The organism is Streptomyces sp. NPDC037271 (assembly GCF_055603605.1).
In genome coordinates this window covers 611,012-635,138 of sequence record NZ_JBVJVN010000002.1, presented here as the reverse complement: position 1 = coordinate 635,138, position 24,127 = coordinate 611,012, and the positions used below count along the sequence as shown (strand labels likewise).

Genomic DNA, 24,127 nt, shown 5'->3' with positions numbered 1-24,127 from the left:
GAAATCCGCTGCCCGGGCGCGCGGGCGCACACGCGGGCCTCCGGCCGGAGGCGGTACGAGGGGTTCCGGGCGCGGGGGCGGGCAGGCACTGTAGAGGGAGCGGTCCGCCCGCTCCCCTTCCCGGCCCGTTCCGCCGGGCGACCCTAGGCGGTGACAGGAACATGGCACTGGGTACGGCCACCGACCCGTACGAGCTGCGGTTCGACACCGGGCGGATCTGCCTGGACCTCATCGCCACCACCCACCCCGTGGAGCGGCTCGCCTCCGTCGAGGTGCTGCGTGCCTGGATCACCGGCTCCGGGCTCGTCCCGCCCGGCACCCCGCTGGCCCACGCCGACGCGTCCTGGCTGGCCGGCTTCCGCGAACTGCGCCTCCAGACCGCCCGTCTGATCCGTTCCAGGGCCGCGCCCGGCGCCCACCCGTACGCCCTCGCCCTCGCCCGCGTCAACGGACTCGCCCTCGCCGCACCCCCGGCCCCGCGCGCGGTCCGCGGCGAGGACGGCGCGCTGGTGCGGGAGTTGACCGGCCCGCCGGAGTGCGCGGCGCTGCTCGGGGCCCTCGCCCGGGACGTGGTGGAACTGCTCACCGACCCCGTCGCACGGGCCGGCCTCAGGCAGTGCGCGGGCGACAACTGCCCGATCGTGTACGTGGACACCTCCCGCGGACGCCGCCGGCGCTGGTGCTCCAGCGAGCTCTGCGGCAACCGGGAGCGCGTCGCCCGGCACCGCCGCCGCGCCGCCCTCGCCCGATAAGTCGTTCCGCGCCCCGTTCGTCACGCCGCCCCCGAGAAACCGTCACCTCGCTTTGAACGCCCCGGACTTCACGTCCGTACCGAATGGGCGAGCGACCGACTGGGGGAACCCCCGGACATCGGAGGTGGGCGTGCGCAAGGATTCCGTCGTGGCCGGTGAACGTGGTGCGAGGGCCCGACATCGCATGCCCCAGTCGTCCTCGGAGCCCGACGAGGAGCTGATGCGCGCCCTGTACCGGGAGCACGCGGGCCCCTTGCTGGCGTACGTGCTGCGTCTGGTGGCGGGGGACCGGCAGCGCGCCGAGGACGTCGTCCAGGAGACGCTCATCCGTGCCTGGAAGAACGCCGGTCAGCTCAACCGTGCGACCGGATCGGTACGCCCCTGGCTGGTGACGGTCGCCCGGCGCATCGTCATCGACGGCCACCGCAGCCGGCAGGCCCGGCCGCAGGAGGTCGATCCGTCGCCGCTGGAGGTCATCCCCGCGGAGGACGAGATCGACAAGGCGCTGTGGCTGATGACGCTGTCGGACGCGCTCGACGACCTGACCCCGGCCCACCGGGAGGTCCTCGTCGAGACGTACTTCAAGGGGCGTACCGTCAATGAGGCGGCGCAGACACTCGGCATACCCAGCGGCACCGTGCGCTCCCGGGTGTTCTACGCCCTGCGTTCGATGAAGCTGGCTCTGGAGGAGCGGGGGGTGACGGCGTGATGAGCGGGTACGGGGGAGTTCAGGGTTTCGGCGGGGGATTCGGCCCGGGCGATACGGGTAGTTCTGCCCCCATGCAGGGATCACCGGCGCCGGACGAGCACGAGACCGTCGGCGCCTACGCCCTCGGCATCCTGGACGACGCGGAGGCGACCGCCTTCGAGGCGCACCTCGCCGGCTGCGAATGGTGCGCCCGGCAACTCGACGAGCTGGCCGGGATGGAGCCGATGATGGCCGCGCTCGCCGGCCTGCCGGGCGCCGGGACGCCCGCGGTCGCCGAGTCGCTGACGGCGCGGCCGAGCCCGCGGCTGGCGGAGAAGCTCGTCGACGAGGTCGCCGAACGCCGCGCGCGCAAACGCCGCCGCAACTTCTACCTGGTGGGCACCGCGGCCGCGCTGATCATCGGCGGGCCCTTCGCCGCCGTGGCGACCACCGACGCAGGCGGCGGTGACGGCGGTGGCCGCGGCACCGAGGCGGTGCGGCCGGCCGCGGGCACCGCCGAGTCCGCCTTCGCCGCCCTGCCCGACCGCGTCACGGCGACCGACCCGTCCACCCGGGTCAGCGCGACCGTGGCCCTGGAGAAGAAACCCTGGGGCACGGGCACGGTCCTGGAACTCAAGAACCTCAAGGGCCCCGAGAAGTGCTCCCTGATCGCCGTCGGCAAGAACGGCGAACGCGAGACGGTCACCTCCTGGTCCGTCCCGGACTGGGGCTACGGCATTCCGGACGCCGCCGGCGACAAGGGCGGAAAACCCCTCTACGTGCAGGGCGGCGCCGCCTTCGACCCCAACGAGATCGACCACTTCGAGGTCATGACCTTCGACGGGGAGCGTCTGGTGGAGGTGGACGCGTAGGCCCGCCGCGGTACCGGCGTAGCTTCCGGCGCCCCCTTCGCGTACCTTTGACGGCTGCCCAGCACGTCAGAAGGGGGCCCGGTGGCCGCACAGGCTCAGCAGGACTCAGCGGTCGACTCGGTTCACGGCGCCGCGGGGGAAGCCGTACCCGACTCCGTACGGGAGGACTCCGTACGGGACCGAGAGATCAGCGTGGAACAGGCACACCTGGACCGGGTGTACCGCCGCCTCGAGGAGAAGATCGACGAGGCCGAGTTCCTCATGCACGACGCCGCGCAGCGCGGCCACGTCGGCACGCCCGGCGCGCTGGCCGAGCGCGACGCGCAGGTCTTCCGGGCCGGCATCCACCTCAACCGCCTGAACAACGAGTTCGAGGACTTCCTCTTCGGCCGGATCGACCTGCTCCTCGGCAAGGACGGAAAGAAGGGCCCGGACGGCGCGTACACGGCGGTCGAGCCCGCCGAGGGCGCCCTCGGGCCCGACAACACCGCCGACATCGCCGAGACCCTGCACATCGGCCGCATCGGCGTCCTGGACGAGGACTACGCCCCGCTGGTCATCGACTGGCGGGCGCCCGCCGCGGCCCCCTTCTACCGGTCCACGCCGGTCGACCCGGGCCGGGTCGTGCGCCGCCGGGTGATCCGCTCCAAGGGGCGGCGCGTCCTCGGTGTCGAGGACGACCTGATGCGGCCCGAGATCACGGCCCGCCTGGACGGCGAGGAGCTGGCCGTCGTCGGCGACGGCGCCCTGATGGCCGCCCTCGGCCAGGCCCGTACGCACTCCATGCGGGACATCGTCGCCTCCATCCAGGCCGAGCAGGACCTCGTCATCCGCGCCCCCGCCGCCTCCGTGACGTACGTCGAGGGCGGCCCCGGCACCGGCAAGACCGCCGTCGCCCTGCACCGGGCGGCGTACCTGCTCTACCAGGACCGGCGCCGGTACGCGGGCGGCATCCTGATCGTCTCGCCGACCCCTCTGCTGGTGGCGTACACCGAGGGCGTGCTGCCCTCCCTCGGCGAGGAGGGGCAGGTCGCCATCCGCGCGATCGGCTCCCTGGTCGACGGCGCCGAGGCCACGCTGTACGACTCCCCGGCCACCGCCCGCGCCAAGGGCTCCTCCCGCATGCTCAGGGTGCTGCGCCGGGCCGCGCGCGGGGCACTGGAGCCGAGCGACTCGCCGTCCCTGCTCAGGGTCGTCGCCTTCGGCCGGCGGCTCGAACTGGAGGCCGAGGAGCTGGCCGGCATCCGCCGCACCGTCCTCGGCGGCACCGCACCGGTCAACCTGCTGCGCCCCCGCGCCCGCCGGCTGCTCCTGGACGCCCTGTGGGCCAAGTCGGGCGCCGGTACCCGGCACAGCGACCCCGAGCTGGCCGCCGAGCTGCGCTCCTCCTTCGACGAGGACGTCAGCTCCGAGGACTCCTTCACCGGCTTCCTCGACGCCTGGTGGCCGGAGCTGACCCCCGGGGCCGTGCTGGCGGCCATGGCGGACGAGCGGAGGCTGGGCCGCTGGGCGCGCCGCGTGCTCAACCCGGGCGAGGTCCGCAAGGTGGCCCGCTCGCTGCGGCGTGAGGGTCACTCCGTGCACGACATCGCCCTGCTCGACGAGCTCCAGGCGATCGTCGGCACCCCGGCCCGCCCCCGCAAGCGGCGCGAGCTGGACCCGCTGGACCAGCTCACCGGCCTGGACGAGCTGATGCCGCAGCGCGAGGAGACCCAGTGGGAGCGCGCCGAGCGCCTCGCCCAGGAACGCACCGAGTACGCGCACGTCATCGTCGACGAGGCCCAGGACCTCACCCCCATGCAGTGGCGGATGGTGGGCCGCCGCGGCCGGCACGCCACGTGGACGGTCGTCGGCGACCCGGCGCAGTCCTCCTGGTCCGACCCCGACGAGGCGGCGGCGGCCCGCGACGAGGCCCTGGGCACCCGTCCGCGCCGCCGCTTCGAGCTGACCGTCAACTACCGCAACCCGGCGGAGATCGCCGAGCTGGCGGCCAAGGTGCTCGCCCTCGCCATGCCCGGCTCCCCGTCCCCGACGGCGGTGCGGTCGACGGGCGTGGAGCCGCGCTTCGCGGTGGCGGCGGACGGTCTCGCGGAGTCGGTGCGGGCGGAGGCGGCCCGGCTGCTCGGCCTCGTCGACGGCACCGTCGGCGTCGTGGTCGCCATGAACCGCCGCGAGGAGGCCCGGCGCTGGCTGGCCGGGCTCGGCGACCGCGTGGTGGCGCTGGGCAGCCTGGAGGCCAAGGGCCTGGAGTACGACGCCACGGTCGTCGTCTCCCCGGCCGAGATCGCCGACGAGTCGCCCGCCGGCCTGCGCGTGCTGTACGTCGCCCTGACCCGGGCCACCCAGCAGCTGACGGTCGTCTCCTGCGAGCGGGACGAGCCGGACGCGGCCGGGGTGCCGGACCTGCTGCGCGACTGAGGCGCCGGGACGGACCCCGGACATGCGGGAGGCCCGCGCCGTCGGACGGCGCGGGCCTCTCGTCTTTCGTTTAGGTGGCACCGACCCGCCATGCTCGCCTCGCGGCAAGTGGTCGCTCGTAGCGACGAAGGTTGGGCCCGGGGGCTTGGATCGGGCCGGTGCCACGTCCAAGGTAACAAACGATCCCCGCAAGACGATTCCCGTCCCCCGGGCTTCTTTCCCGGGCCGGTTTCCCTCTTCCGTCGACCCGCTACTTCTCGTATGGTGGAAGTAGTTTTCCGAAAGTGTCCTCACCGATGGTGGACGGCGCGCGAACACAAAGTTCGCAATCCCGGGGTGGCTACCACGTACTCAGTGGTAGGTGCGACGATCGGACGGCACAACGCAGTTACACGGTGAAAGCAGAGGAAGTCGGCCATGGCAACGGCGCCCAGCGTCTCCTACTCGATGACGGTCCGACTGGAGGTGCCCGCGGGCGGGACAGCGGTCTCGCAGCTCACCACCGCGGTGGAGTCCGCCGGCGGCTCGGTCACCGGCCTCGACGTCACGGCCTCCGGCCACGACAAGCTCCGTATCGACGTCACGATCGCGGCCGGCTCGACCTCCCACGCGGAGGAGATCGTCGAGCAGCTGCGCGGCATCGAGGGCGTCAGCCTGGGCAAGGTCTCCGACCGTACCTTCCTCATGCACCTCGGCGGCAAGATCGAGATGGCGTCGAAGCACCCCATCCGCAACCGTGACGACCTGTCCATGGTCTACACGCCCGGTGTGGCCCGCGTCTGCATGGCGATCGCCGAGAACCCCGAGGACGCCCGCCGCCTCACCATCAAGCGCAACTCCGTTGCGGTCGTGACGGACGGCTCGGCGGTGCTGGGCCTCGGCAACATCGGCCCGAAGGCCGCGCTGCCGGTCATGGAGGGCAAGGCGGCCCTGTTCAAGCGCTTCGCCGGCATCGACGCCTGGCCGCTCTGCCTCGATACCCAGGACACCGACGCGATCGTCGAGATCGTCAAGGCCATCGCCCCGGGCTTCGCCGGCATCAACCTCGAGGACATCTCCGCGCCCCGCTGCTTCGAGATCGAGGCCCGGCTGCGCGAGGCCCTCGACATCCCCGTCTTCCACGACGACCAGCACGGCACCGCCATCGTCGTCCTCGCCGCCCTGACCAACGCCCTGCGCGTCGTCGACAAGCCCATCGAGAACGTACGGGTCGTCATGTCCGGTGCCGGCGCGGCCGGTACGGCCATCCTGAAGCTGCTGCTCGCCGCCGGCGTCAAGAACGCCGTCGTCGCCGACATCCACGGCGTCGTGCACGCCGGCCGCGCCGACCTCGTCGACGCCGCGCCGGAGTCGGCGCTGCGCTGGATCGCCGACAACACCAACCCCGAGGGCCTCACCGGCACCCTGAAGGAGGCCGTGCACGGCGCCGACGTCTTCATCGGCGTCTCGGCCCCCAACGTCCTGGACGGCGAGGACGTGGCCGCCATGGCGGACGGCGCGATCGTGTTCGCGCTCGCGAACCCCGACCCCGAGGTCGACCCGGCCGTCGCCCGCCAGACCGCGGCGGTCGTCGCCACCGGCCGCTCCGACTTCCCGAACCAGATCAACAACGTGCTGGTCTTCCCCGGTGTGTTCCGCGGTCTGCTGGACGCCCAGTCCCGGACGGTCAACACCGAGATGATGCTGGCCGCCGCGCAGGCCCTCGCGGCCGTGGTGACGGAGGACGAGATCAACCCGAACTACATCATCCCCAGCGTCTTCAACGACAAGGTCGCCGGTGCCGTCGCGGGTGCCGTGCGGGACGCGGCCAAGGCCGCCGGAGTGGTGGCGTAGCAGCCGGACGGAGTGTGTGCGGCCTGTGACGTGGTGGTGAGGATCACCACGGCGGGCCGCCCCTCCGGCGCGTCGTGGGGCGTGGGGCCTTGAATCGCCCTCTAGGGTTGCGCAAGGCTCAGGCCCTCTCATCGTGTGACTCCCAAGGGTGTTCTCACGACTCCTGGGGGTGCCGGATTGGCTTTACCGCCGCAGGTGGAGGCAGGATGCCTCCCTGGGCGCGAGGGTCTGACGACCGACCCGGGTCCGGGGAATGTCCGAGGGCCCTGGCAGCATCGGCATCGCTGTGCCCAACATGCGGCTCCGCCGCGTGGCACGCCTCAACGGCAAGAAGAACACGGGAGTAACAACATGAACCGCAGTGAGCTGGTGGCCGCGCTGGCCGACCGCGCCGAGGTGACCCGCAAGGACGCCGACGCCGTGCTGGCCGCGTTCGCCGAGGTTGTCGGCGACATCGTCTCCAAGGGCGACGAGAAGGTCACCGTCCCCGGCTTCCTGACCTTCGAGCGCACCCACCGTGCCGCTCGCACCGCCCGCAACCCGCAGACCGGCGAGCCGATCCAGATTCCGGCCGGCTACAGCGTCAAGGTCTCCGCGGGCTCCAAGCTGAAGGAAGCCGCGAAGGGCAAGTGACCCTGATGTGAAAGGGGCGGCCACCTGCGGGTGGCCGCCCCTTTCATGTCCGCGCGCCGTCGGCGCGGGTCCGTGCCGTCAGCCGAGCGCCTTGCCCGGCAGCTCGACCTTCGCGCCCAGCTCCACGAGCTTCTCCATGAAGTTCTCGTAGCCCCGGTTGATCAGGTCGATGCCGTGCACCCGGGAGGTGCCCTGGGCCGCGAGGGCGGCGATGAGGTACGAGAACCCGCCGCGCAGATCGGGGATGACCAGGTCGGCGCCCTCCAGCCTGGTCGGGCCGGACACGACGGCCGAGTGCAGGAAGTTGCGCTGGCCGAAGCGGCAGTGGGAGCCGCCGAGGCACTCGCGGTAGAGCTGGATGTGCGCGCCCATCTGGTTGAGCGCGGAGGTGAAGCCGAGACGGGACTCGTAGACCGTCTCGTGGACGATGGACAGGCCCGTGGCCTGCGTCAGGGCGACCACCAGGGGCTGCTGCCAGTCCGTCTGGAAGCCGGGGTGCACGTCCGTCTCCAGGGCGATGGACTTCAGCTGGCCGCCCGGGTGCCAGAAGCGGATGCCCTCGTCGTCGATCTCGAAGGCGCCGCCCACCTTCCGGAAGGTGTTCAGGAACGTCATCATCGAGCGCTGCTGGGCGCCGCGGACGTAGACGTTGCCCTCGGTCGCCAGCGCCGCCGACGCCCAGGAGGCGGCCTCCAGGCGGTCCGAGAGGGCACGGTGGGTGTAGCCGCCGAGCTCGTCCACACCGGTGATGCGGATCGTGCGGTCGGTGTCCATCGCGATGATCGCGCCCATTTTCTGCAGGACGCAGATCAGGTCCTCGATCTCCGGCTCCACGGCCGCGTTGGACAGCTCCGTGACGCCCTCGGCCAGTACGGCCGTCAGCAGCACCTGCTCGGTCGCGCCCACGGACGGGTACGGCAGGTTGATCTTCGTGCCGCGCAGCCGCTGCGGGGCCTCCAGGTACTGGCCGTCCGCCCGCTTCTCGATCTTCGCGCCGAACTGCCGCAGCACGTCGAAGTGGAAGTCGATGGGCCGGCCGCCGATGTCGCAGCCGCCCAGACCCGGGATGAAGGCGTGTCCGAGGCGGTGCAGCAGCGGGCCGCAGAACAGGATCGGGATGCGCGACGAGCCCGCGTGGGCGTCGATGTCGGCGACGTTCGCGCTCTCCACGTGGGTCGGGTCGAGCACCAGCTCGCCGGGCTCCTCGCCCGGACGGACGGTCACCCCGTGCAGTTGCAGCAGTCCGCGTACGACCCGCACGTCGCGGATGTCCGGCACATTGCGCAGCCGGCTCGGCGCACTGCCCAGCAGGGCGGCCACCATGGCCTTCGGCACGAGGTTCTTCGCACCGCGGACCCGGAGCTCGCCCTCCAGCGGGGTTCCGCCGTGGACAAGCAGTACGTCATCAGCGCCGTTGACGGTCATGAATCTCGCGTTCCGTGGGGGTTGGGCAGGGGCCAGAAGGGAAAGGGTAATCGCCTCGCACCCCCCTGGAGTAAGCCCGTGCGCGGTCGGACAACGTCATAGGTGTGTCACAACACGAACCGTTCCCCGGTGGGCACGTGCGGTCACCGCGACGGGGCGCGCGCGGCGTCCGCGTTCACCCCCGTGCCCCCGATTGCCTCCCCACGGGAGGGGAACATGCGGGATCATGTCTGGCATGACCGAGGTGTCCTCGCTCACAGGGCGGCTGCTCGTGGCAACACCCGCACTGGCGGACCCGAACTTCGAGCGCGCGGTGGTGCTCCTTCTCGACCACGACGAGGAGGGCTCCCTCGGTGTCGTCCTCAACCGCCCGACGCCGGTCGGCGTGGGCGACATCCTGGAGGGCTGGGCCGACCTGACCGGCGAACCCGGCGTCGTCTTCCAGGGCGGCCCGGTGTCGCTCGACTCGGCCCTGGGCGTCGCCGTCGTCCCCGGCGGGGCGGCCGGAGAGGCGGCGCCGCTGGGCTGGCGCCGGGTGCACGGCGCGATCGGCCTGGTCGACCTGGAGGCGCCGCCGGAGCTGCTGGCCCCCGCCCTGGGGGCGCTGCGGATCTTCGCCGGGTACGCAGGCTGGGGCCCCGGCCAGCTGGAGGACGAGCTGTCGGAGGGCGCCTGGTACGTGGTCGAGTCCGAGCCCGGCGACGTGTCCTGCCCGGTCCCCGACAGACTCTGGCGCGAGGTGCTGCGCCGCCAGCGGGGCGAACTGGCGATGGTGGCGACGTATCCGGACGACCCGTCTCTCAACTGAAGCGTGTGAGCTTCAGTACCCTTGGCGGTTATGAGCACTCTCGAGCCCGAGCGCGGGACTGGTACGGGGACCCTCGTAGAGCCGACGCCGCAGACCTCCCACGGTGACGGTGACCACGAGCGCTTCGCCCATTACGTCCAGAAGGACAAGATCATGGCGAGCGCCCTCGACGGCACCCCCGTCGTGGCGCTGTGCGGCAAGGTCTGGGTGCCGGGCCGCGACCCGAAGAAGTACCCGGTCTGCCCCATGTGCAAGGAGATCTACGAGTCCATGAGCGGCGGCGGTGACGAGGGCAAGGGCGGCGACAAGAAGAAGTAGCAGCTCTCCCGACCGAGGTCCCCAAGGCCCCTGGAGCGTGCCCGCGCGCGCTCCGGGGGCCTTCGTGCGTCACGAACCGGTCGAGACCTCTTGTGGACATGTTCATGTACTCCCTACCCTCCTGCTTGTTGTGCAGAGCGAAACCGTCATTGCATATGCTGCAACGCACGCCCGGAGGAACACTCCATGAAGCTCGCCCCCCGCCTGGCCGTACTGCTGGCCGCCGCCGTCGTCACCGCGACCGCCTGCGCCCCCCAGACGTCCGACAACTCCTCCTCCGGCGAGGACGAGAAGAGCGGCACGCTGCGCGTCTGGCTCTTCCAGGAGGTCAACACCAAGCCGAAGGAGAAGGTCGTCGACGCCGTCCTGGCCGGCTTCGAGAAGGCGCACGACGACACGGAGGTCGACGTCGAGTACATCCCCGTCGAGACCCGCGCCCAGCGCATCAAGGCCGCCTTCAACGACCCCGCCAGCGCCCCCGACGTCATCGAGTACGGCAACACCGACACCGCCGGCTACGTCAAGGACGGCGGACTCCTGGACGTCACCGAGGAGTTCGGGGCCTGGGACGAGGCCGAGGACACCGACCCCACCGCCCGGCAGTCCGTCACCGTGGACGGCAAGATCTACGGCGCCCCCTACTTCGTCGGAGTCCGCGCCCTGTACTACCGGACCGACGTCTTCGACGAACTCGGCCTGAAGCCCCCCGAGTCGCTGGACGAACTGGCGTCCACCGCGAAGCAGATCCGCGACGCGAAGCCCGGCCTGTACGGCATCGCGGTCGGCGGCGCCTACACCTACGGCGCGATGCCCTTCATCTGGGCGAACGGCGGCGAACTCGCCACCGGCAAGGGCGGCTCGTACGCCTCGGCGATCGACAGCGCCGCCGCCCAGAAGGGCATCGAGGCGTACACGTCCCTCTTCGGCGACGACAACTGCCCCGCCGCCAAGTGCGCCGGCATGGGCGGCAACGACACCGTCACCGCCTTCGCCTCCGGCAAGGCGGCCATGGCGATCGGCGGGGACTTCAGCCGCCAGGCCGTGGAGGCCGGGAAGGCGAAGGGCAAGTACGCGGTCGTGCCGCTGCCCGGAGCCGAGCCCGGCTCGATCGCCCCGGCCTTCGCGGGCGGCAACAACATCGGCGTCCTGAAGAGCACCTCGCACCGCACCCTCGCCGTCGACCTGATGAAGCGGCTCGCGTCGAAGCGGGCGCAGGGCGAGCTGTTCGACGCGATGGGCTTCCTGCCCACCTTCACGGACGTACGGCAGCGGGTCGCGGCCGAGGAGCCGTTCGTGAAGCCGTTCGTCGACACCCTCGCCGCGGGCACGAAGTTCGTGCCGGCCTCGGCCGCCTGGGCGGCGATCGACTCGTCGCAGGTGCTGCCGACCCTGTTCCAGGAGGTGGTCAGCGGCAAGAAGGACGTGGGCGCCGCCGCCGGGGACGCGGCCCGGAAGATGGACGACGCGTTCGGCTCCGCCGGGTGACGGGGGTGCCCAGTAGCCCGGGGGGTGCGGTGCGTTCGCGGCCGCGGGTCCGTAGTGGCCTGTCGCGCCCAGGCGGCGGTAGCCGCACATCCAAGACGGCCCCGCGCCCCTTTGGACGCTCCTCCCGTGTTCCTTGGTTGTATCTCGCCCCCGCGCTCGTGGTCCTCGGCGGGCTGCTCGTCTACCCCGTCTACCAGCTCGGGCTGATCTCCTTCCTGGAGTACACGCAGGCCCAGGTGTCCGGTGGGGAACCGACCACCTTCAAGGGGTTCGGGAACTACGCCGAGCTGTTCGGAGACGGCGAGTTCTGGCGGGTGCTGCTGGCCACCGTCGTGTTCGCGGCGGCCTGCGTCGTGTCGACGCTGGCCGTCGGGTGCGCGCTCGCCGTGCTGCTCACCCGGGTGCGTGCCGTGCCGCGGCTCGCGCTGATGCTCGCCGCCCTCGGGGCGTGGGCGACCCCCGCGGTCACCGGGTCGACGGTGTGGCTGCTGCTGTTCGACCCGGACTTCGGGCCCGTCAACCGGATGCTGGGGCTCGGCGACCACTCCTGGACGTACGGGCGCTACAGCGCCTTCGCCCTCGTCCTGCTCGAAGTGGTCTGGTGCTCCTTCCCGTTCGTCATGGTCACCGTCTACGCCGGCATCCGCGCCGTCCCGGCGGAGGTGCTGGAGGCCGCCGCGCTCGACGGCGCCTCCCAGTGGCGCATCTGGCGGTCGGTGCTCGCCCCGATGCTCCGGCCGATCCTGGTGGTCGTCACCATCCAGTCGGTCATCTGGGACTTCAAGGTCTTCACCCAGATCTACGTCATGACGAACGGCGGCGGCATCGCCGGCCAGAACCTCGTCCTCAACGTCTACGCCTACCAGAAGGCGTTCGCGTCCTCGCAGTACAGCCTCGGCTCCGCGATCGGCGTCGTGATGCTGCTGATCCTGCTCGCCGTGACGCTGGTCTACCTGCGGCTGCTGCGCCGCCAGGGGGAGGAGCTGTGAATCTTCCGCGCGCGCGGGTGCGCCGTCCGTGGCGGCTGGCGGCCGAGGTGTCGGCGCTGCTGATCGCGGTCGTGGTGGCCTTCCCGCTGTACTGGATGGTGCTGAGCGCCTTCAGACCGGCAGGGGAGATCGAGTCGAGTGAGCCGCGGCCGTGGACCCTGGCGCCCTCCCTGGACTCCTTCCGGCGGGTCTTCGGGCAGCAGGAATTCGGACGCTACTTCCTCAACAGCCTGCTGGTGGCGGGCACCGTCGTGATCGCCTCGGCGCTCATCGCGTTCCTCGCGGCGACCGCGGTGACGCGTTTCCGGTTCCGTTTCCGGACCACCCTGCTGATCATGTTCCTGGTGGCCCAGATGGTGCCCGTGGAGGCGCTCACGATTCCGCTGTTCTTCCTCATGCGGGACTTCGGCCAGCTGAACACGCTGGGTTCGCTGATCCTGCCCCACATCGCCTTCTCGCTGCCGTTCGCGATCTGGATGCTGCGGGGCTTCGTGAAAGCGGTGCCCGAGGCCCTGGAGGAGGCCGCCTACATCGACGGGGCGAGCCGGGCGCGCTTTCTGTGGCAGATCCTTTTCCCGCTGGTCTTCCCGGGGCTGGTGGCCACCAGCGTCTTCTCCTTCATCTCGACCTGGAACGACTTCCTGTTCGCGAAGTCGTTCATCATCAGCGACACCTCCCAGTCGACGCTGCCGATGGCGCTGCTGGTCTTCTACAAGCCGGACGACCCGGACTGGGGCGGAGTGATGGCCGCTTCCACGGTGATGACGATTCCGGTGCTGGTCTTCTTCGTACTCGTGCAACGACGACTCGTCTCCGGCCTCGGCGGAGCGGTGAAGGACTGAGGACTGACATGACAGACGTGACCGACGACACGGACGTGATTCCCCGGCCCCGGCAGGTGGCGCTCCACGGCGGCGGCTTCTTCGAACTGGGACCGGACACCAAGGTGGTGGCGGGCGACGGCACGCAGGACACCGAACGCTGGCTGCGCGCCACGCTGGGCGCGGCCACCGGCCTGCCGCTCGCGCCGGGGCAGGGCGAGGAGAACACCGTCCGCCTGTCCCTCGACGGGAAGACGGCAGCCGAGGGCTACCGCCTCGACGTCACACCGGCCGGCGTGCACCTCGCGGGCGGCGGCCCGGCCGGCCTCTCCTGGGGCGCCCAGACGCTCCGGCAACTGCTCGGACCGGACGCCTTCCGGCGCGCGCCGCTGCCCGGCCGCCGGTGGCGGCTGCCGACGGTCCGCGTCGAGGACGCGCCCCGGTTCCCCTGGCGGGGCCTGATGCTGGACGTCGCCCGGCACTTCATGCCGAAGGAAGGCGTCCTGCGTTACCTGGACCTGATGGCCGCCCACAAACTCAACGTCCTGCACTTCCACCTGACCGACGACCAGGGCTGGCGCATCGAGATCGAACGCCACCCGAAGCTCACCGAGACCGGCTCCTGGCGGGCGCGCACCAAATTCGGCCACCGGGCCTCGCCGCTCTGGGAGGACAAACCCCACGGCGGCTACTACACCCAGGACGACATCCGGGAGATCGTCGCCTACGCGGCCGAACGGCACATCACCGTCGTCCCCGAAATCGACGTTCCCGGACATTCGCAGGCCGCCATCGCCGCGTATCCGGAACTCGGCAACACGGATGTCGTCGACACCACCGCCCTCTCCGTCTGGGACACCTGGGGCATCTCCGAGAACGTACTCGCCCCCACCGACACCACCCTGCGTTTCTACGAGGGGGTGTTCGAGGAAGTGCTCGGGCTGTTCCCCTCGGAGTTCATCCACATCGGCGGCGACGAATGCCCCAAGGAGCAGTGGCGGCGCTCGGCCACCGCGCAGGCACGCATCGGGGAACTCGGCCTCGCCGACGAGGACGAACTCCAGTCCTGGTTCGTCCAGCACTTCGACACCTGGCTCGCCGCACGCGGACGGCGGCTCATCGGCTGGGACGAGATCCTGGAGGGCGGACTCGCCGAGGGCGCCGCCGTGTCCTCCTGGCGCGGGTACGCGGGCGGGGTCGCCGCCGCGCGCGCGGGACACGACGTCGTCATGTGCCCCGAGCAGCAGGTGTACCTGGACCACCGGCAGCACGCGGGCGAGGACGAACCGGTGCCGATCGGCTTCGTGCGCACCCTGGAGGACGTCTACCGGTTCGAGCCGGTTCCGGCGGAGCTGACGCCGGACGAGTCCGGACACGTGATCGGAACCCAGGCGAACGTGTGGACCGAGGTGATGGAGGACCAGGGGCGCGTGGACTACCAGACGTTCCCGAGGCTCGCCGCGTTCGCCGAGGTGGCCTGGAGCGCGCTGCCCGCCCCGGCGGACCGGGACTTCGCCGGGTTCGAGCGGCGGATGACCGCCCATTACCGCAGACTTGACGCCCTGGGCGTCGCCTACCGGCCGCCCGGCGGCCCGCTGCCCTGGCAGCGGCGGCCCGGAGTGCTCGGCCGGCCGATCGACGGCCCGCCACCGGACAAGTAAGGCGAACAGGGAAGGAACGCCCCGAAACCTCGCTGAAGAGTGGCAACTCCCGTTCGTCGTGCGCACCTCCGGCTGTCGGACGATTGACGGCGATCCCGCACGAAACGGACCGTCCCGCGGACGACATGGGCGAATGCCTCCTACCGGACCCCCGCGTCCGGGTCCTGCGAAGATGTGCCAGAGTTGCCACGTCCGCCCTGTGAGGTCGTACCGTACGGCCACATGGGCGGGACCAGGTGGGACAGCGGGAAGGGGCAGTCGGTTTGACCACGCACGCACCGCAGGCGGCGCAGGCCGTCACGCTGCCCACGACACTGGACGAGGCCGTGGCGGCGCTGGCCGCCGTGCCCGCCGCCGTTCCGGTCGCGGGCGGCACCGACCTGATGACCGCCGTCAACTCCGGGCAGCTCAGGCCCGCCGCGCTGGTGGGCCTCGGCCGGATCAGCGAGATCCGCGGCTGGCAGTACCAGGACGGTCACGCGCTGCTCGGCGCGGGACTCACCCACGCCCGCATGGGCCGCCCCGACTTCGCCGCGCTCATCCCGGCGCTCGCCGCCGCCGCGCGCGCCGCCGGACCGCCGCAGATCCGCAACGCGGGCACGCTGGGCGGCAACATCGCCTCGGCCTCCCCCACCGGCGACGCGCTGCCGGTGCTGGCCGCGCTGGAGGCGACGCTGATCATCGCCGGCGCGGACGGGGCCCGCCGGGAGATGCCGGTCTCGCACCTGCTGGCCGGCATGGAGATGCTCCGCGCGGGCGAACTCATCGGCTACGTGCGCGTGCCGCTGCTGCACGCGCCGCAGGTCTTCCTGAAGGCGACCGGCCGGACCGGCCCGGGCCGCGCGATGGCCTCCGTGGCGCTGGTCCTCGACCCCGCCCGGCGCGGGGTGCGGTGCGCGGTCGGCGCCATCGCGCCGATGCCGCTGCGCCCCCTGGAGGCCGAGCAGTGGGTGGCCTCCCTCATCGACTGGGACAACGGCCGCGCGATCGTCCCGGAGGCCCTGAGCGCCTTCGGCGAGTACGTCGCCGCCGCCTGCATCCCCGACGCGGCCCCGGCCGAGGACGGTTCCGTACCGCAGCTCCCGCCGGCCGTACTGCACCTGCGGCGCACCGTCGCCGCGCTGGCCCGACGAGCACTGGGGAGGGCGCTGTCGTGACCGACGACCAGCACGGCGACCAGCACGGAGAGGGCACGCCCCCGAGCGGCGGACGCTGGGACCCGCTGCCCCAGGGCGACTACGACGACGGCGCCACCGCCTTCTTCACACTCCCCGAGGGCGGTGTCGACGCGCTCCTGGCCTCCACCGACAGCCCGCTCGCCGCGCCCGGGCACGGCTACGTGCCGCCGCAGATCACGGTCGCGCCCGCCACGACCGCCGGCACCGACCCGGCGGCCACCGGCTCCTGGGCGATGCCGTCCGCACCCGTGGACGGCGCGCAGTGGCAGGTCCCGGACACGGGGCCGGAGTCCGCCGCCCACCACGGGTACGCCGAGTACCCGCAGCCGGACCCGTACGGAGGGAGCACGCCGTACGACACGGGCGCGCCGTACGGCACGGACGCGCCGTACGACACGGACGCCGGACAGGGCGACCGGTTCGCGTACCGGCCCGGGGCCACCGCCCAGTGGGACTTCTCCGAGGCGGCGGCCGCCGCGCCCGAGCCCGACGCCGCGTCCGGCAGGGACCTGCCCGGGCAGGACGTGACCGGTCAGTGGTCCATTCCCGTCGCCGACGGCGACCTTCCCGACGAGTCGGGAGAGTTCACCCAGTCGTCCCTGGCCGAGCAGTGGGGCGGCACCGCACCGGCCACCCTGCCCGGCGGCGCCCCCGCGCCCTGGGCGACCCAGCAGGCCGGGCAGCCCTGGGGCGACCGCCCGGCGGAGACCGCGCCGGCCGGCGCGGCACGCCCGGCCGAGCACCCGGCCGCGCCCGAGGCGCCCCGGCCGGCCGCCGCTCCGCACGCGGAGGCGCCCACGGAATCCGTCGAGGAGACCGGCCTCCCGGCCCCGGAGGCCGACGGGACGGCGGCCGATGAGCCCGAGGGGGCCGAGGAGGCCGTCGAGGGCCCCGGGGAGCCGCCCGCGGGCGCCACCGGAGACGTGGAGACGGAATCCGCCCCGGAGGCCGCTGAGGAGCCCGTGGCGGGTCCGGAGCCCGTCGCCGCGCGGGAGGAGCCCGGGCGGGAGCCCGAGCGGGCCCCGGAGACGGAACCCCGCACCGCAGACCTGGAACCGAACCCGGACCCGCAACCGAACCCGGACCCGAACCCGGACCCGGACCCGGACCTGGAACCGGACGCGGCCCCCGACCTCGACCCCGACCCTGAAGCGGCTGCCTCCGAGGCCGCCCCGGCCGCCCCCCAGGACCAGGCCCCGGCCGGACCGCACGAGGAGCACCCCCTCGCCTCGTACGTCCTGCGCGTCAACGGCGCCGACCGGCCCGTCACCGACGCCTGGATCGGCGAGTCCCTGCTGTACGTGCTGCGGGAGCGGCTCGGCCTCGCGGGCGCCAAGGACGGCTGCTCGCAGGGCGAGTGCGGCGCCTGCAACGTGCAGGTCGACGGACGGCTCGTCGCCTCCTGCCTGGTCCCGGCCGTGACCAGTGCCGGCAGCGAGGTGCGTACGGTCGAGGGCCTCGCCGCCGACGGACGGCCGTCGGACGTGCAGCGGGCGCTCGCCCGGCGCGGCGCGGTGCAGTGCGGCTTCTGCGTGCCCGGCATGGCGATGACCGTGCACAACCTCCTGGAGGGCAACCCGGCGCCGACCGAGCTGGAGGCCCGGCAGGCCCTGTGCGGCAACCTGTGCCGCTGCTCCGGCTACCGGGGCGTCCTGGACGCGGTCAAGGAGGTCGTCGCCGAGCGCGAGGCGCACGCCGCCGCCGACGCGAACGGCACGGACACCGACGAGCCCCGTATCCCGCACCAGGCGGGTCCGGGAGCGGGCGGCGTCAACCCGTCGGCGTTCGAGTCCCAGGGGCCGCCCGGGACACCGTCCGGGAATCCGGACACCCCGGGACCGCACTCCGGGGGCCCGCACGACCAGCAGCCGCCCTACGGCGACCAGCCCCACGGCCACGGCCCCCACGGCCAGGACGGAGGCCACGCGTGAGCAACGACGCCGCGACTGCGGAGGCCGCGGGAACCGCCGAGGCGGCCCCGGCCCCCGAGCCGATCCCGCACGGCCTCGGCGCGTCCCTGCCGCCCGCCGACGCCCGCGCGAAGACCGAGGGCACCTTCCCGTACGCCGCCGACCTGTGGGCCGAGGGCCTGCTGTGGGCGGCCGTCCTGCGCTCACCGCACCCGCACGCGCGCATCGTGTCCATCGACACCACCCACGCGCGCGAGATGCCCGGCGTACGGGCGGTCGTCACCCACGAGGACGTGCCCGGCACCCCGCTGCACGGACGCGGCGGCCGGGCCGACCGCCCGGTGTTCGCCTCCGAGGTCGTACGCCACCACGGCGAACCCATCGCGGCCGTCGCCGCCGACCACCCGGACACCGCGCGGATGGCCGCCGCCGCCGTCATCGTCGAGTACGAGGTGCTCGCCCCGGTCACCGACCCGGAGCAGGCCTTCGAGGCCGAGCCGCTGCACCCCGACGGCAACCTGATCCGCCACATCCCGCTGCGGCACGGCGACCCGGACGCGGCCGGCGAGGTCGTCGTCGAGGGCCTGTACCGCATCGGCCGCCAGGACCCGGCGCCCATAGGGGCCGAGGCGGGCCTCGCGGTGCCGCGCCCGGACGGCGGCGTGGAGCTGTACCTGGCTTCCACCGACCCGCACGCCGACCGCGACACGGCCGCCGAGTGCTACGGCCTGGCACCCGAACAGGTGAAAATCGTCGTCACCGGGGTGCCCGGCGCCACCGCCGACCGCGAGGACCAGGGCTTCCAGCTGCCGCTCGGCCTGCTGGCGCTGAAGACCGGCTGCCCGGTGAAGCTGACCGCCACGCGCGAGGAGTCCTTCCTCGGCCACGTCCACCGCCACCCCACCCTCCTGCGCTACCGCCACCACGCGGACGCCGAGGGCAGGGTGGTGAAGGTCGAGGCGCAGATCCTGCTCGACGCGGGCGCCTACGCCGACACCTCCTCGGACGCCCTGGCCGCCGCGGTCGCCTTCGCCTGCGGCCCGTACGTCGTCCCCAACGCCTTCATCGAGGGCTGGGCCGTGCGCACCAACAACCCGCCCTCCGGCCATGTGCGCGGTGAGGGCGCCATGCAGGTGTGCGCCGCGTACGAGGCGCAGATGGACAAGGTCGCCAAGAAGCTCGGCCTCGACCCGGCCGAGGTGCGGCTGCGCAACGTACTGGCCACCGGTGACGTGCTCCCCACCGGCCAGACGGTCACCTGCCCGGCCCCGGTCGCCGAACTCCTCCAGGCCGTACGGGACTTCCCGCTGCCCACGTTGCCCAAGGACACGCCCGAGGACGAGTGGCTGCTGCCCGGCGGCCCCGAGGGCGCGGGTGAACCGGGCGCGGTGCGCCGGGGCGTGGGCTACGGCATCGGCATGGTGCACATGCTGGGCGCGGAGGGCGCCGACGAGGTCTCCACGGCCACCGTGAAGGTCCAGGACGGTGTGGCGACGGTGCTGTGCGCGGCCGTCGAGACCGGACAGGGCTTCACCACGCTGGCCCGGCAGATCGTCCAGGACACCCTCGGCGTCGACGAGGTGCAGGTGGCGCCCGTCGACACCGACCAGCCCCCGGCCGGCGCGGGCTGCCGGGGCCGCCACACGTGGGTGTCGGGCGGCGCGGTGGAACGGGCGGCCAAGATGGTCCGCACCCAGCTCCTCCAGCCCCTGGCGCACCAGTTCGGGATGTCGACCGAGCTGCTCCAGATCGCCGACGGCAAGATCACCTCGTACGACGGCGTGCTGTCGACCACGGTCGCCGAGGCGCTGGACGGCAAGGAGCTGTGGGCCACCGCCCAGTGCCGCCCGCACCCGACCGAGCCGCTGGACGAGGCCGGCCAGGGCGACGCCTTCGTCGGCATGGCCTTCTGCGCGATCCGCGCGGTGGTGGACGTCGACGTCGAGATCGGCTCGGTGCGGGTCGTGGAACTGGCCGTCGCGCAGGACGTGGGCCGGGTGCTGAACCCGGCCCAGCTGACCGCCCGGATCGAGGCGGGCGTGACCCAGGGCGTCGGCATCGCGCTGACGGAGAACCTGCGCACCCCGCGCGGCCTCATCCGCCACCCCGACCTGACCGGCTACGCCCTCCCGACCGCGCTCGACGCCCCGGACATCCGGATCGTGAAACTCGTCGAGGAACGCGACGTGGTCGCCCCCTTCGGCGCGAAGGCGGTCAGCGCGGCGCCGGTGGTGGCCTCCCCGGCGGCCGTCGCCTCCGCCGTGCGCGCGGCCACGGGACGCCCGGTGAACAGGCTGCCGATCCGGCCGCAGGCCGCGGTGGTGAACGTCTGAGCCCGTGAGCGCCTTCGCGGGCCGCGGCGTTGTCAGTGGTGGGCCGTAGTGTCGTCGGTGGTGGGACGGACGGCACGCACGGGGGAATGATGATCACACTGGCCGAGGTTCAGCTCGACCCGTACGTCACGCACGGGCTGTCGCCCCGCCGGCCGACGGGGCCCGGACTGCCCGCCGCGAGCGGGGTGCCGGCCTGCGCCGCACCGGGACGGCCTGCTGAGCGTGGCCGACGCGATGGGCGCCCCCGGCGGCCGGCCTGGCGGGGGGCCGCGCGACCGGCTGCGGACGGGGGAGCTGCCGGGACACGGCGGCACGGCTGCCGGCCGGGTCCTGCCGGGCGACGCGGCGGGCGACATCCCGACGCCGTACGTCCGCTGCGACGGCCCGGCCCCGAGGGACCGCGCGCCCCTTTCACCCTCGCTGCGAGCACTGGCCGGCTGCGCCGCGGCCGTGGACGAGCTGGCGGACCTGCGCGGTCAGTTCGCCTCCTACGTGGACCGTCACGGGCCGCAGGCCGCGGCGGAGGCGTCCCGCCGGCTGCTCGCGGTCTTCGAGGAGGGGGACGCGGGCGCCGAACCGGCCCCGCCGCGGAGGACGGCGGCCCTCATCCGTCCGCTGGCCCCGGGCGCGGGTCCGGGCGGGCGGTCCGGGCTGACGCTGGACCTGCCGCCCCGCTTCCTGGACGAGGCGTTCGGCGCGGCGGCGATCGTCCGTTTCGAGGAGATCGACTTCCCGGCCGCGCTCACGCACGAGCCGACCCGCCGCTTCCTGCGGGGGGCGGGCCTGCCGGAGGGCGGCCCGTGGTTCTCCCCGGACACGGACGTGCCGCTGCCGACGCTGGAGGAGTACCGGGCCGACGACGCCCCCCGCTCCGCGCCCCTGCCGCGCGGAGCGGACCGCCTGGTACGCCTCGGCCGCCTGGCCGGGGGCGCCGGCCTCGTCGTCGACGGCGCCACGGGCGCGGTCCTGTCCTGGAGCGAGGGCGAGTCCGTCCCGCGCCCGCTCAACACCGACGTCTCCACGCTCGCGTTCACGCTGTGGCTGCTCCAGCGCGAGAAGGCACGAGACGTGGAACACGAGCTGACCGACGCCTACGGGCGGCTGGCCGACACCATGATCCGCACCTGGGCCGCCGTGGACACCCTCACCCGCGACCCGGTCGTGCGCGCGACACCGACGGACGACGACCGGTGCTCCTGGCCGGGCATGTTCGAGGGCCGCGCGGGCGGCGGGCTGTGCGCGTAGCGGACGCTGCCCGGGGGCCGTCCGGCGCGGCGGAGCTCACAGCCGGGAACGGGCGGGCAGACGACCCCGGCGGAAAGGACGGACGAGCCGCGTGCTCGGGCGAGCCGCGTGATCAGCGCTGCTGATGCTGGGGGAGGAGCACCTCGCCCACCATGTGCGCCAACGTGGTCTCCTCCTCGTCGTTCTCGGAGCAGTCGATGTTGTTGTCCGCGGGCCCGAGGTTCGGCTGGTCGAGGACCTCGATGACGTCGCAGCTGACGACCTGCTCACTGTTGTCGAACTTCGCCGTGTCGTCGTCGGCCGCCTGAGCGGTCCCGGCGGTACCGCCGGCGACGGCCAGGGCGGCGAACGTGCAGGCGATGGCGTTCCTGAACTTCATGGTTGTCTTGCCTTCCGGGGGTTTTCCGTGTCGGTGCCTCGATGGAGGGCCGCACAGCCGGCCGCCCGTACGCGTTCACGGGACTCCCTGTCCGTGCGGAAGCCGATGTCCGCAAGGCGCCCGGTCCGTGCTCGTCACCGAGTGGTGAACGAAGCGTCACTCGGGGTGGTATTGCTCCGAGCGGGTGGTGCCGGCGCCGGCTCGATCCCGGGCCGGCGTGTCCGGTCAGGACGCCTGTCGGGTGTCCGGCAGAGGCCGCGGCGGCGAGGGAGTCCCCCGCCCGCGACGAGGCTCTCGTCTACGGGAACGAGCGATTGTGACGTCGGTCCCACCCGGGGGTGACCCGCCCCGGTGGGCGCGTCGATCGCGTCCGGGCGCCGGTAGGGTGGCCCGGTTGTCATACGTGGCCGACCGCTCTACCCCCTTCGGAGACCGTGACTACCACCGCCAGCTCCAGCACCTCGCACCACCTGTCCCCGGCCTTCCCCGGCCGTGCCCCGTGGGGCACCGCCAGCAAGCTGCGGGCCTGGCAGGAAGGGGCGATGGAGAAGTACCTCCAGGAGCAGCCCCGGGACTTCCTGGCGGTCGCCACCCCCGGAGCCGGGAAGACCACCTTCGCCCTGACGCTGGCGTCCTGGCTGCTGCACCACCACGTCGTGCAGCAGGTGACCGTCGTCGCGCCGACCGAGCACCTGAAGAAGCAGTGGGCGGAGGCCGCGGCCCGGATAGGCATCAGACTCGACCCCGAGTACAGCGCCGGCCCGCTCAGCCGCGAGTACCACGGCATCGCCATCACCTACGCCGGCGTCGGCGTGCGCCCCATGCTGCACCGCAACCGCGTCGAGCAGCGCAAGACCCTCGTCATCCTCGACGAGATCCACCACGCCGGTGACTCCAAGTCCTGGGGCGAGGCCTGCCTGGAGGCGTTCGAGCCGGCCACCCGCCGCCTCGCGCTGACCGGTACGCCGTTCCGGTCGGACACCAACCCGATCCCCTTCGTGACGTACGAGGAGGGCAACGACGGCATCCGGCGCTCCGCCGCCGACTACACCTACGGGTACGGCTCCGCGCTCGCCGACGGCGTCGTGCGCCCGGTCATCTTCATGAGCTACAGCGGCAACATGCGCTGGCGCACCAAGGCGGGCGACGAGATCGCCGCCCGGCTCGGCGAACCCATGACCAAGGACGCCGTCAGCCAGGCCTGGCGCACCGCGCTGGACCCGCGCGGCGAGTGGATGCCCGCCGTGCTGCGCGCCGCCGACCAGCGGCTCACCGAGGTCAGGAAGGCCATCCCGGACGCCGGCGCCCTCGTCATCGCCGCCGACCAGGACTCCGCCCGCGCCTACGCCAAGCTGATCCGCGAGATCACCGGCAGCAAGGCCACCGTCGTCCTGTCCGACGACACCGGCGCGTCGAAGAACATCGACGACTTCAGCGCGAACACCGACCGGTGGATGGTCGCCGTCCGCATGGTGTCCGAGGGCGTCGACGTGCCCCGCCTCGCGGTCGGCGTCTACGCCACCACCATCTCCACCCCCCTCTTCTTCGCCCAGGCCGTCGGCCGTTTCGTGCGGTCCAGGCGGCGCGGCGAGACCGCCTCCGTCTTCCTGCCGACCGTGCCCGACCTGCTCACCTTCGCCAACGAGATGGAGCGCGAGCGCGACCACGTCCTCGACAAGCCCAAGAAGGAGGGCGAGGAGGACCCGTACGCCGAGTCCGAGAAGGAGATGGACGAGGCGAACCGGGAGCAGGACGAGGACACCGGCGAGGACATGCTGCCCTTCGAGGCGCTGGAGTCCGACGCCGTCTTCGACCGGGTCATGTACAACGGCGCCGAGTTCGGCATGCAGGCCCACCCCGGCAGCGAGGAGGAGCAGGACTACCTCGGCATCCCCGGGCTCCTCGAACCCGACCAGGTGCAGCTGCTGCTCCAGAAGCGGCAGGCCCGGCAGATCGCGCACAGCCGCAAGAAGCCCGACGAAGAGGCCGACCTGATCGAACTGCCCGCCGAGCGGCGCCCGGTCGTCTCGCACAAGGAGCTGATGGAGCTGCGCAAGCAGCTCAACACCATGGTCGGCGCCTACGTCCACCAGAGCGGCAAACCGCACGGCGTGATCCACACCGAACTGCGCCGGGTGTGCGGCGGCCCGCCCAGCGCCGAGGCCACCGCCGGACAGCTGCGCCAGCGCATCGCCAAGGTGCAGGAGTGGGCCACCCGCATGAAGTGACGGGCGGGGCGCGCGCAGCACCGGCGTGTGCTGTACGTATCGGGACAAACACAGGTAGTCCCTACCGGTCACCGCCCGGATTCTGGACGGAGCCTTCCGCTGAGCGAACCTGGTCGCTACTGTCCCGCTACGCACACGCCCCGTGGCAGCG

At 72.7% G+C, this 24,127-nt stretch carries 19 protein-coding genes; 17 read left to right on the top strand and 2 right to left on the bottom strand.

The genetic code is table 11. The annotated features are described in order from the left end of the window. Nucleotides 1–161 precede the first annotated feature (161 nt). From ACZ7G3_RS07535 to ACZ7G3_RS07510, 6 genes are all read left to right on the top strand, one after another. Complete coding sequence (locus ACZ7G3_RS07535; RefSeq protein WP_470923898.1) at nucleotides 162–752, top strand: CGNR zinc finger domain-containing protein; 591 nt, start codon at nucleotides 162–164, stop codon at nucleotides 750–752. A gap of 184 nt (nucleotides 753–936) precedes the next feature. Then, on the top strand, nucleotides 937–1,461 hold the full coding sequence (locus tag ACZ7G3_RS07530) for a sigma-70 family RNA polymerase sigma factor (protein WP_052412023.1): 525 nt from the start codon (nucleotides 937–939) through the stop codon (nucleotides 1,459–1,461). Nucleotides 1,462–1,532: 71 nt separating this feature from the next. Next, complete coding sequence (locus tag ACZ7G3_RS07525; RefSeq protein WP_426602343.1) at nucleotides 1,533–2,312, top strand: anti-sigma factor family protein; 780 nt, start codon at nucleotides 1,533–1,535, stop codon at nucleotides 2,310–2,312. Between the two features lie 81 nt (nucleotides 2,313–2,393). Beyond that, nucleotides 2,394–4,730, top strand: a complete 2,337-nt coding sequence (locus ACZ7G3_RS07520; RefSeq protein WP_470923896.1) for a HelD family protein — start codon at nucleotides 2,394–2,396, stop codon at nucleotides 4,728–4,730. A 417-nt stretch (nucleotides 4,731–5,147) separates the two neighbouring features. Beyond that, complete coding sequence (locus ACZ7G3_RS07515) at nucleotides 5,148–6,563, top strand: NAD-dependent malic enzyme (RefSeq protein WP_426602345.1); 1,416 nt, start codon at nucleotides 5,148–5,150, stop codon at nucleotides 6,561–6,563. Between the two features lie 351 nt (nucleotides 6,564–6,914). Further along, a complete protein-coding gene (locus ACZ7G3_RS07510) occupies nucleotides 6,915–7,196 on the top strand; it encodes an HU family DNA-binding protein (protein WP_004987462.1) in 282 nt (93 codons plus the stop codon). Between the two features lie 78 nt (nucleotides 7,197–7,274). On the opposite strand, the gene murA is transcribed toward ACZ7G3_RS07510, so the two are convergent. Next, nucleotides 7,275–8,621: a UDP-N-acetylglucosamine 1-carboxyvinyltransferase gene (gene murA, locus ACZ7G3_RS07505; protein ID WP_470923894.1), complete on the bottom strand. Its 1,347-nt coding sequence runs from the start codon at nucleotides 8,619–8,621 to the stop codon at nucleotides 7,275–7,277. A gap of 235 nt (nucleotides 8,622–8,856) precedes the next feature. Here murA and ACZ7G3_RS07500 point away from each other — a divergent pair, with 235 nt between their 5' ends. The 10 genes from ACZ7G3_RS07500 (at nucleotide 8,857) to ACZ7G3_RS07455 (ending at nucleotide 21,369) form a co-directional block, all read left to right on the top strand. Next, complete coding sequence (locus tag ACZ7G3_RS07500; RefSeq protein ID WP_426602347.1) at nucleotides 8,857–9,429, top strand: YqgE/AlgH family protein; 573 nt, start codon at nucleotides 8,857–8,859, stop codon at nucleotides 9,427–9,429. A 30-nt stretch (nucleotides 9,430–9,459) separates the two neighbouring features. Further along, entirely contained in the window at nucleotides 9,460–9,747 is a 288-nt protein-coding gene (locus ACZ7G3_RS07495) for a DUF3039 domain-containing protein (RefSeq protein WP_398130873.1), read from the top strand. Between the two features lie 186 nt (nucleotides 9,748–9,933). Then, the gene (locus ACZ7G3_RS07490) at nucleotides 9,934–11,232 is read left to right on the top strand and encodes an extracellular solute-binding protein (RefSeq protein ID WP_470923891.1); all 1,299 of its coding nucleotides are present in this window, start codon (nucleotides 9,934–9,936) and stop codon (nucleotides 11,230–11,232) included. Then, nucleotides 11,229–12,221: a carbohydrate ABC transporter permease gene (locus ACZ7G3_RS07485; RefSeq protein WP_470923890.1), complete on the top strand. Its 993-nt coding sequence runs from the start codon at nucleotides 11,229–11,231 to the stop codon at nucleotides 12,219–12,221. The genes ACZ7G3_RS07490 and ACZ7G3_RS07485 overlap by 4 nt, the downstream gene beginning before the upstream one ends. After that, on the top strand, nucleotides 12,218–13,063 hold the full coding sequence (locus ACZ7G3_RS07480; protein ID WP_426602349.1) for a carbohydrate ABC transporter permease: 846 nt from the start codon (nucleotides 12,218–12,220) through the stop codon (nucleotides 13,061–13,063). Before ACZ7G3_RS07485 ends, ACZ7G3_RS07480 begins: the two co-directional genes overlap by 4 nt. 8 nt (nucleotides 13,064–13,071) lie before the next feature. Continuing rightward, on the top strand, nucleotides 13,072–14,703 hold the full coding sequence (locus ACZ7G3_RS07475; RefSeq protein ID WP_470923888.1) for a beta-N-acetylhexosaminidase: 1,632 nt from the start codon (nucleotides 13,072–13,074) through the stop codon (nucleotides 14,701–14,703). Between the two features lie 263 nt (nucleotides 14,704–14,966). Next, a complete protein-coding gene (locus tag ACZ7G3_RS07470) occupies nucleotides 14,967–15,860 on the top strand; it encodes an FAD binding domain-containing protein (protein WP_426516660.1) in 894 nt (297 codons plus the stop codon). Beyond that, on the top strand, nucleotides 15,857–17,812 hold the full coding sequence (locus ACZ7G3_RS07465; protein WP_470923886.1) for a (2Fe-2S)-binding protein: 1,956 nt from the start codon (nucleotides 15,857–15,859) through the stop codon (nucleotides 17,810–17,812). The genes ACZ7G3_RS07470 and ACZ7G3_RS07465 overlap by 4 nt, the downstream gene beginning before the upstream one ends. After that, nucleotides 17,809–20,124, top strand: a complete 2,316-nt coding sequence (locus ACZ7G3_RS07460; RefSeq protein ID WP_426602352.1) for a xanthine dehydrogenase family protein molybdopterin-binding subunit — start codon at nucleotides 17,809–17,811, stop codon at nucleotides 20,122–20,124. The genes ACZ7G3_RS07465 and ACZ7G3_RS07460 overlap by 4 nt, the downstream gene beginning before the upstream one ends. A gap of 222 nt (nucleotides 20,125–20,346) precedes the next feature. Further along, complete coding sequence (locus ACZ7G3_RS07455; RefSeq protein WP_470923884.1) at nucleotides 20,347–21,369, top strand: SUKH-4 family immunity protein; 1,023 nt, start codon at nucleotides 20,347–20,349, stop codon at nucleotides 21,367–21,369. A gap of 112 nt (nucleotides 21,370–21,481) precedes the next feature. Here ACZ7G3_RS07455 and ACZ7G3_RS07450 read toward each other — a convergent pair whose 3' ends face one another. Further along, complete coding sequence (locus tag ACZ7G3_RS07450; RefSeq protein WP_426602354.1) at nucleotides 21,482–21,748, bottom strand: hypothetical protein; 267 nt, start codon at nucleotides 21,746–21,748, stop codon at nucleotides 21,482–21,484. A gap of 434 nt (nucleotides 21,749–22,182) precedes the next feature. On the opposite strand from ACZ7G3_RS07450, the gene ACZ7G3_RS07445 reads away from it, so the two are divergent. Next, a complete protein-coding gene (locus ACZ7G3_RS07445; RefSeq protein ID WP_470923882.1) occupies nucleotides 22,183–23,976 on the top strand; it encodes a DEAD/DEAH box helicase in 1,794 nt (597 codons plus the stop codon). The last annotated feature ends 151 nt before the right edge of the window (nucleotides 23,977–24,127 follow it).

Coding starts and splice junctions, on each gene's coding strand:
- ACZ7G3_RS07535 (WP_470923898.1), top strand. CDS start 162: ATGGCACTGGGTACGGCCACCGACCCGTACGAGCTGCGGTTCGACACC.
- ACZ7G3_RS07530 (WP_052412023.1), top strand. CDS start 937: ATGCCCCAGTCGTCCTCGGAGCCCGACGAGGAGCTGATGCGCGCCCTG.
- ACZ7G3_RS07525 (WP_426602343.1), top strand. CDS start 1,533: ATGCAGGGATCACCGGCGCCGGACGAGCACGAGACCGTCGGCGCCTAC.
- ACZ7G3_RS07515 (WP_426602345.1), top strand. CDS start 5,148: ATGGCAACGGCGCCCAGCGTCTCCTACTCGATGACGGTCCGACTGGAG.
- ACZ7G3_RS07510 (WP_004987462.1), top strand. CDS start 6,915: ATGAACCGCAGTGAGCTGGTGGCCGCGCTGGCCGACCGCGCCGAGGTG.
- murA (WP_470923894.1), bottom strand. CDS start 8,621: ATGACCGTCAACGGCGCTGATGACGTACTGCTTGTCCACGGCGGAACC.
- ACZ7G3_RS07500 (WP_426602347.1), top strand. CDS start 8,857: ATGACCGAGGTGTCCTCGCTCACAGGGCGGCTGCTCGTGGCAACACCC.
- ACZ7G3_RS07495 (WP_398130873.1), top strand. CDS start 9,460: ATGAGCACTCTCGAGCCCGAGCGCGGGACTGGTACGGGGACCCTCGTA.
- ACZ7G3_RS07490 (WP_470923891.1), top strand. CDS start 9,934: ATGAAGCTCGCCCCCCGCCTGGCCGTACTGCTGGCCGCCGCCGTCGTC.
- ACZ7G3_RS07475 (WP_470923888.1), top strand. CDS start 13,072: ATGACAGACGTGACCGACGACACGGACGTGATTCCCCGGCCCCGGCAG.
- ACZ7G3_RS07450 (WP_426602354.1), bottom strand. CDS start 21,748: ATGAAGTTCAGGAACGCCATCGCCTGCACGTTCGCCGCCCTGGCCGTC.